Annotated in this window: 7 protein-coding genes; 4 read left to right on the forward strand and 3 right to left on the reverse strand. The window is 71.6% G+C overall.

Annotated elements, in window-relative coordinates; genetic code table 11:
* The 3 genes from IG86_RS0137830 to IG86_RS0137840 all read left to right on the forward strand — a co-directional run.
* Positions 1 to 596 (forward strand): hypothetical protein (locus IG86_RS0137830; RefSeq protein ID WP_244306283.1); only part of this gene is annotated, 596 nt, incomplete at its 5' end.
* A 638-nt stretch (positions 597 to 1,234) separates the two neighbouring features.
* Positions 1,235 to 1,561: a hypothetical protein gene (locus tag IG86_RS0137835; protein WP_030903058.1), complete on the forward strand. Its 327-nt coding sequence runs from the start codon at positions 1,235 to 1,237 to the stop codon at positions 1,559 to 1,561.
* A gap of 616 nt (positions 1,562 to 2,177) precedes the next feature.
* Positions 2,178 to 2,528: a hypothetical protein gene (locus tag IG86_RS0137840; protein WP_030903061.1), complete on the forward strand. Its 351-nt coding sequence runs from the start codon at positions 2,178 to 2,180 to the stop codon at positions 2,526 to 2,528.
* 919 nt (positions 2,529 to 3,447) lie between these two features.
* Here IG86_RS0137840 and IG86_RS43415 read toward each other — a convergent pair.
* Together IG86_RS43415 and IG86_RS0137855 are read right to left on the reverse strand one after the other, a co-directional pair.
* A complete protein-coding gene (locus tag IG86_RS43415; RefSeq protein WP_157854988.1) occupies positions 3,448 to 3,585 on the reverse strand; it encodes a hypothetical protein in 138 nt (45 codons plus the stop codon).
* A 175-nt stretch (positions 3,586 to 3,760) separates the two neighbouring features.
* A complete protein-coding gene (locus IG86_RS0137855) occupies positions 3,761 to 4,888 on the reverse strand; it encodes an alpha/beta fold hydrolase (RefSeq protein ID WP_051785658.1) in 1,128 nt (375 codons plus the stop codon).
* 84 nt (positions 4,889 to 4,972) lie between these two features.
* Between IG86_RS0137855 and IG86_RS0137860 the strand changes: the two genes are divergently transcribed.
* Positions 4,973 to 5,950: a helix-turn-helix domain-containing protein gene (locus IG86_RS0137860; RefSeq protein ID WP_030903065.1), complete on the forward strand. Its 978-nt coding sequence runs from the start codon at positions 4,973 to 4,975 to the stop codon at positions 5,948 to 5,950.
* A 428-nt stretch (positions 5,951 to 6,378) separates the two neighbouring features.
* Here the strand turns inward: IG86_RS0137860 and IG86_RS0137865 are convergent.
* Positions 6,379 to 6,670, reverse strand: a 292-nt coding sequence (locus IG86_RS0137865; protein ID WP_030903066.1) for a MerR family transcriptional regulator, incomplete at its 5' end; no start/stop codon positions are given.

Genomic DNA, 6,670 nt, shown 5'->3' on the forward strand with positions numbered 1-6,670 from the left:
CCAGCATTCATGTTCGGGTCACCCGGTCACAGACCTCGTCCGAGGAACACCTTCCCGCCGTACTGCCCTCCCCGGGCAGCAGCGATGATGCCCCCGTGGCGACAACACTTGAACTTTTCGCGGACTACTTCCAGATCCACATCCTGGACGAGGACTCCGACGCCGACTTCAGCGATGTGTGGACTGAGCAGACAGTGTCGGACGGACTCGGAGTTACTGAAGGCGGTCTGGCGATCGGCACCGACGTCAACTTCACCGTGGCAGTTGCCGTCCATCTCCTCACGTTCCAGCCCGACGATGACAGCGACGACTTCGACCACGTCGTCGAGGCAAGCCTCAACCTGACCTCGGGACGACTCGTGGTGCTCGGCTGCACCGACGACATCGACGCCGCAGCCCGCTTCGACATGCCCACCGGGTGGACCCGCATCCGGGCTTCCCGGCGCGGCCTCGCCACAGCGGCCTTCCCCGACCTCGACTGCGAGGACGAGCCCGAAGACACCGAGGAGATCCGGCTGCAAGCCTGGCCGGCACCACACTCCGAGCCGCACATCACCAAACGATGGGCACGCCCCGTCACGGAACCGCCCTCGTAAACCAGCTCCACACGTACACCCCGCCGCCGCACACACAGGGCCGCTCAACAACCCGACACCCGACAACCCCCACAGCGACACCACCGACACACCACCAGCACCCGGACAGACCGCAAGACCGACACCCAGAGCGGCAACCGGATACACCGCAGAACAGCCATAGTTCAGAGGCAAGGACGGCGGGCGACCCCGCCCGCGCTGGAACAGACCACCGCACAACCCGCCCGGGATACCGGTCCAGGCACAACCCCACCCCCAACCCCCGAAGGCGGGCGCCCACCCCGGAGCCAGCACACCGGCAGGCACCTCGCACAGGAACCGACCGCCGCGCGCAGCATCGCCACCGTCTACCCACCCGGCAGACCGCACCACAGCCAGCCCACGGCAGGTACCGCGCGCAGGCGCACCCACCCGACCCGGATGCGTGCGGTACGCGACCATCCGGAGCTGCCTCCGCTGCAGACCGTCCGGGCCGCCCACAGCGGGACGGCCGGCAGGGGGTCAAGCCCCGACTTTCCGTGCCATGACCGCGGACCCGTCCTGGGGCGCAATGGAGTGACGGTGGACGCCAGCAGGACGACGGCCAGGCGAAACCGCCCCACCGCACTCCACTACCTCTCCTGAGGAGTCTTCCGCCCATGACCGCCACCCGCGCCCGACGTATCGTCCCCCTCTTGGTCGCCACCCTCCTGACCGGCGGCGGAATCTCGCTCGCCTCCACCGCCGTCGCCGCACCAGCCACGACCGCCGCGAGCGTCACCACCGACATCGACGACGACAATATGCGCACCGTAGAGCGCCTCACCCCCCAGAAGCCCAGGGCCGTGAAGAAGGTGATCCGCAGGGTCTGGAAGTACGGCGTCGACCCCGGCAACTCCCAGTACGGCGGCGGCAACGTCGACGAGCACACATGGGCGCGGGAGTACCGCACGCCCTGCGCGGAGCTGGACTGCCTGCAGAACTGACTGGGGGGACCGGCCCGGCCTACGGCTACGGACGGCCGCCGTGGTCCTCGGCGGCGCTCTCACGCCGGCCGAGGTGCAGTGGTCAGGGACAAGCCGCCGAAATGGATCATGGGCCCTGGACCGCTCCGGGGGCATCGGTGCAGCAGCCGGCGCTCCCACGGCCCCGAGGCCGGCCGCCGACGAAATGAGGCCGGGGAGCCCCAGGCCGGCTCCCGGCCGCACCCGCGACCTCCCGCGCTGACCGGCGACGGTTCGAGAGCCTGGCCCTCATCCGCGCTCACGGGCGTCCGACGTCAGCCCCTGTCACGCGCCTGTGACAGTCGGCGGACAGCTTCATGAAGTCCGGGAGCCAGTCTTTTAACCAGAGAACAAAACAGACATTTCACCCCGAGTTCTCTGGACCTGGCTTTCCCCCACCTCTCCTCTGGAGCCCTTCTCATGTTCCGTACCACCACCTCCCGGAAGCAGCGTTTCGCCCTGTACGCCGTCTCGGCCGCGATCGTCGGAGGGGGCGCACTGGTCCCCACCAGCGCTTTCGCCGCCCCGGCCGGAAAAGTGGGAGAACAAGAACAAGAAGCACAGCAAGGGCAAGGGCAAGAAGAACAAGGTCCGCGACGTGGAGAACATGCCGGGCTGCAAGTTCTACCAGGGCAAGGTCTACTGCGAGCACAAGCCTGACAAGCCCGCCCCGGCCCCGAAGCCCGAGACGAAGCCCGAGACGAAGCCGGACCCGGTGGTCGTCGACAAGGAAAACCCGGACAAGGTCCAGACCCCCGAGGCCGCGCCCAAGGACGAGTCGGCCCCCGAGACCGCGCCCAAGGACGAGTCGGCCCCGGAATCCGCCCCCGAGCGCGAGTCGGCCCCGGAGCAGGATTCCGCGCCCGCCCAGGAGTCCACCTCTGAGCAGGAGTCCGCCCCCGCCCAGGAGTCCGCGCCCGCGGAGGAAAGCCCCGCCGCTTCCGCCTGAGCAGCAAGCCCTGCACAGTGGCTCTGCGCACCCAGGCCTGAGCCCACCCTCCAGCCAAGACCGCAGCCGATCAGCCCCTGCCGACCCACCGGGATCCGCAGGGGCTGTCGTCCTACCAGCTCTTCGCTGCGTTCAGCCGCCCACGGCGCGGGCCCCACCGGCCGCGCAACTCAGCGTGGCTTGACCGGCCCGGGGGCGGCGACACCAGGTGGAAGCACCGCAGGCACGTGGCCTGCGGCGGCCAGCAGGAGAATCACTTGATCACTGCGGACCTCCAGCACTGCGCACCCCGGTCCTCGCCGGAGGCCGGCGGGGAACTCGACGAGGGCGCGGGCGAATCGCTCCGGCAAGCGTCGGACGACATGACCACCGATGAGCGGGATCTCTTGGTGGACCGGCACGGGGCCGCGATCATGGACGCCGACGGCCCGCTCCGTCTCCCGGACGTGCACCAGCGGGCGGAGCGCCTGGGCCTGAGGGTCCTGGTCACCGGCCGGCAGCCCCAACCCCAGCAGCGCATGGCCGAGGTCGCCGGTATCCGCCGGAGCCCGGCGCGGCCACCGGGGAGCAGTACGCCCTGGCCGGCTTCCGCCGGCTCATCGAGGAGCGGAACCGCCGCGCACGGGACGCTGCAGACTTCGCCGCCGGATGGCTGCCCCGCGCCTGACGCGTGGAGGTGCCCGCAGTCCGGTGCGGCGGCTCGCTCCCGGGCAAGGAAGCCCGGCAGGAACACCGCCTCACCTCCTCCGAAGCGCGACCGAATGTGACTAGGCTGGAGACGGCGGCCGGCTCAGTGAGCGGCTCCGGCCGTCGCGCGTGGGCACCTGCCTCACCTCCCCCTCACCGCAGGTGCTCACCCAGACTTTTCAGCCGGCGGCCGCGCTCGGGCCGCCACTGAACAGGGGCACCTCGTCCACGGTCACGTCCGGGCGCCACCGTTCGAAGCGGACCGGGTGCCGAAGGCGCCGCCCTGGTCGACGGCAGTGCCGACGCTGATCTCCGCGACCAGTTCCGGACGGACGAGGGCCACATCCAGGGCGTCCCGGATGCCCCGCACCGACACGAACCGCCAGCCCTCTCAGGAATCCGGCGGGCCGGCGCGTCTGCGGCCGCCCGCAGCGGTGCGGCGCTGCAGCTGCACACTGAGGCCGACAGGCACGACCACCCGCTGCCGCCGTATGCCGGCAGAAGGGGACCCGGAGACCAGGCCCTTGGCCTGACGCCATCCAGAGCTACGTCGGCAGGTGACGGGCGAAGAACGACCGCACGAGGTGGCGAACGGTGGGCACGCTGACGCGCGGGTCGGCCCCACCGATCATGGCGGCGCGCCCAGCGGCGGTCGTCAAGCCGGCTTGCTGGAGCTGGGGGACGAGGGCCGCGTAGTCGGTGAAGACCCAATGGTGGGTGCCGTCGAGCTGCCGCCGGACGACCGGGCCGCCATGGGCGAGAAGCGCCGCCCAGGAGCGTTCCAGGCGGGCGTTGCGGAAGCCGTCCGTGCCGGCCAGCAGCAGCGGCCGGTGCGTCGCCTGCCGGGCCACCGAGAGGAGTTCGCCGTCCACCTGGTCGAGATACCCCTCCAGGTTCACGGCGGCGGTGATCCGCCGATCATCGTGGAGCGCCTGCGCAACCGCCGTGCCGCCTGCGGAATGGCCGTAGGCGCCGACCCGGTCGAGGTGGAGTGCGTCGAGGACGAAGCGGAGGTCGGCGACCCGGGTTTCGATCATGGTGCGGAAGGTGGCCGCGTCGGGCGGGCCGGTCAGTACGGATTTCCGGACCCGTCCACGGACCGGCCCCTTGCCGGGGAACTCCACCTCGCTCGCGTCTCCGGGGTGGTCCACGGTGATGACCGTCCAACCGTGTGAGGCAAGGTCGACCGCGAGGGAGCTGCCCATCACGCGGGCGTCGCCGCCGCCCGGGCTGTAGAGCAGCACGGGGCGCCGGCCGGGCAGGGGCCGGGCACCGGCCCGGGCGTGGGTGAGGGTGGCCGCCCAGTCGACCCCCGTCAGCGGAAGCGGCTCGTGGATCCAGTGGGCGACGTCGGCGAAGGACTCGGCGGCGCCCGGCGTCATCTGCGCAAGGTGCGGGAAGCGGTGGCCGGGGACAGCCGGGCGCAGGACGGTGATCATGAGCTCGCGTACGCCGATCCCGGGGTCCCAGGGGTCGTTGCGGGAGGGGTCGGCGAGGTGGAGGGTGCCGGCTCCGACCAGGTAGCGCCCGCTGGGGGCCGGGAGGCGTAGTCGCAGGAGCGGGGCCGCACCGCGGGCGGCGGTGGCCGGGGCGGCCCCGAGAAGAAGGGCGGCGGCGCCGACGAGGGCGCCCTTGGCGAAAAGGCGCCGGCCGGGAGGGAAGGACGAGGTCATGGACGGCATCCTGGGGGCGGGTGCCGGGCCGGGGCGAAGCCTGCGGCTGGGTCCGAAAGGGTGGCGCGGGGGCAGGGGATGTGCATGATCCGGATCCATTTCACGGCGGACGATTTCGCCCGGGTGCGGTTCGCGCCGCGGCCCTCGCCCGTGCCCGAGCTGCACGCGGCCCTGATGATGCTGGGCTCCCCGCACGAGCCGCTGCTGTTCGGGCGTTGGCGGAGCAGGCTGCTGCGGAGCCTGCCCAGGGCCGTCGAGCCGCTCGCGGACCTGGTGCCGGACGGGGTGGCCCCTGCTTTCCTCGACGTTCTGGGCGACACGATCGACGAGGGGGTCGCCCTGGTCAGAGCGAGCCGTGCCGACTTCGTACGGGCCGAAATCGAGCAGGTGTACACGCGACGGCCGGCTCCGCCGTGGATCCACGCCCTGCATGGTGGGGACGCCGGTGCCTGGCGGATGCTTGAGCGGGCACAGCGGGTGGCGTACGAGACGGTTCTCGCACCGGTGTGGCCGCAGGTCCAGCACCTGCACCGGGCGGCGTTCACCCGACACGCCCTGGCCGTCGCCGCACGGGGCCTCGGCGCCGCCCTGGCCGACCTGACGCCGGGGTCGCGGCTGCGTGACGCGGTCTGGGAGTGGCCCCTGCCCGGCGGCGCCCAGGACGTACGGGAGGTCCGGCTCGGCGGACGCGGGCTGATCCTGCGGCCCACCTTTCACTGGCGAAGCGGCCCGCTCATCCAAGACCTGCCCGACCGTCCGGTGGCGTTCGCCTACCCGGCGAGCCGGACACTGCCGCCCCTCCCGGACGGAGACCACGCACTGGACGAGCACCTCTCACGCATCCTCGGACGCACCCGGCTCGCCCTGCTGCGCTCCTTGGACGAAGCCCGCACGACCACAGGGCTGGCGCGACGTATCGGCGTCAGCACCGCCACGGCCTCCGCTCACGCCTCGGCCTTGCGCGCCGCCGGCCTCCTCACCACCACCCGCACGGGCCGCTCGGTGCACCATGAGCGGACGGCTCTGGCAGAGCTGCTGCTGGCAGGGGCGGCCGACAGCTGAAGCACCTCACCGCCGTCCCGGAAAGCCTCCCGGTGCCTCCCTGACCCGTGGACGTCCGCCTCCGCGACTCAGGCACTCACCGGGAAGGGCACGAGGCCGGGTCGGCCGGTGTTCACGCATCCTGGTCCACCACCAGCTAGCGGCCAGGTCGCTTGAAGGCCCACTCGAAGCGAGGGCGCATCCGCGACCGCGTTGGGCCACATCTCATGGTCTTCGACCCGGCGGATCGCTGCACCAGTTCGCACAGACACCGCGGACCCTCAGGACCGGACACTGCCATCGTGGCCGCCACCACTCTGCACGAACGACCTTGGGACGCCTACGCGGCATCGCCCTTACGGATCAACATGACGTCATCCCGCCACGGCTGGGCACCTGGACGGACCTCCGGTTCACACACCCGCGACAAGTGCGAACGCCGGTTGGTGTCAGGCCGAGGCCGGTGGGTTCACCGAACCGGCGGCACGGCGGTACTCCGCGTTGATCCGCTGCGCTTCTTCCAACTGGTCCTCGAGGATCACGATGCGGCAGGCCGCCTCGATCGGGATGCCCTGGTCGACGAGTTCCCGGGCGCGGGCGGCGATGCGCAGCTGGTAGCGGGAGTACCGGCGGTGACCGCCCGCCGAGCGGAGCGGGGTGATCAGGCGGGCTTCGCCGACGGCTCGGAGGAAGCCCTGGGTGGTGCCGAGCATCTCGGCGGCCCGGCCCATCGTGTAGGCG

The organism is Streptomyces virginiae, assembly GCF_000720455.1.
Classification (GTDB): Bacteria; Actinomycetota; Actinomycetes; order Streptomycetales; family Streptomycetaceae; genus Streptomyces; species Streptomyces virginiae.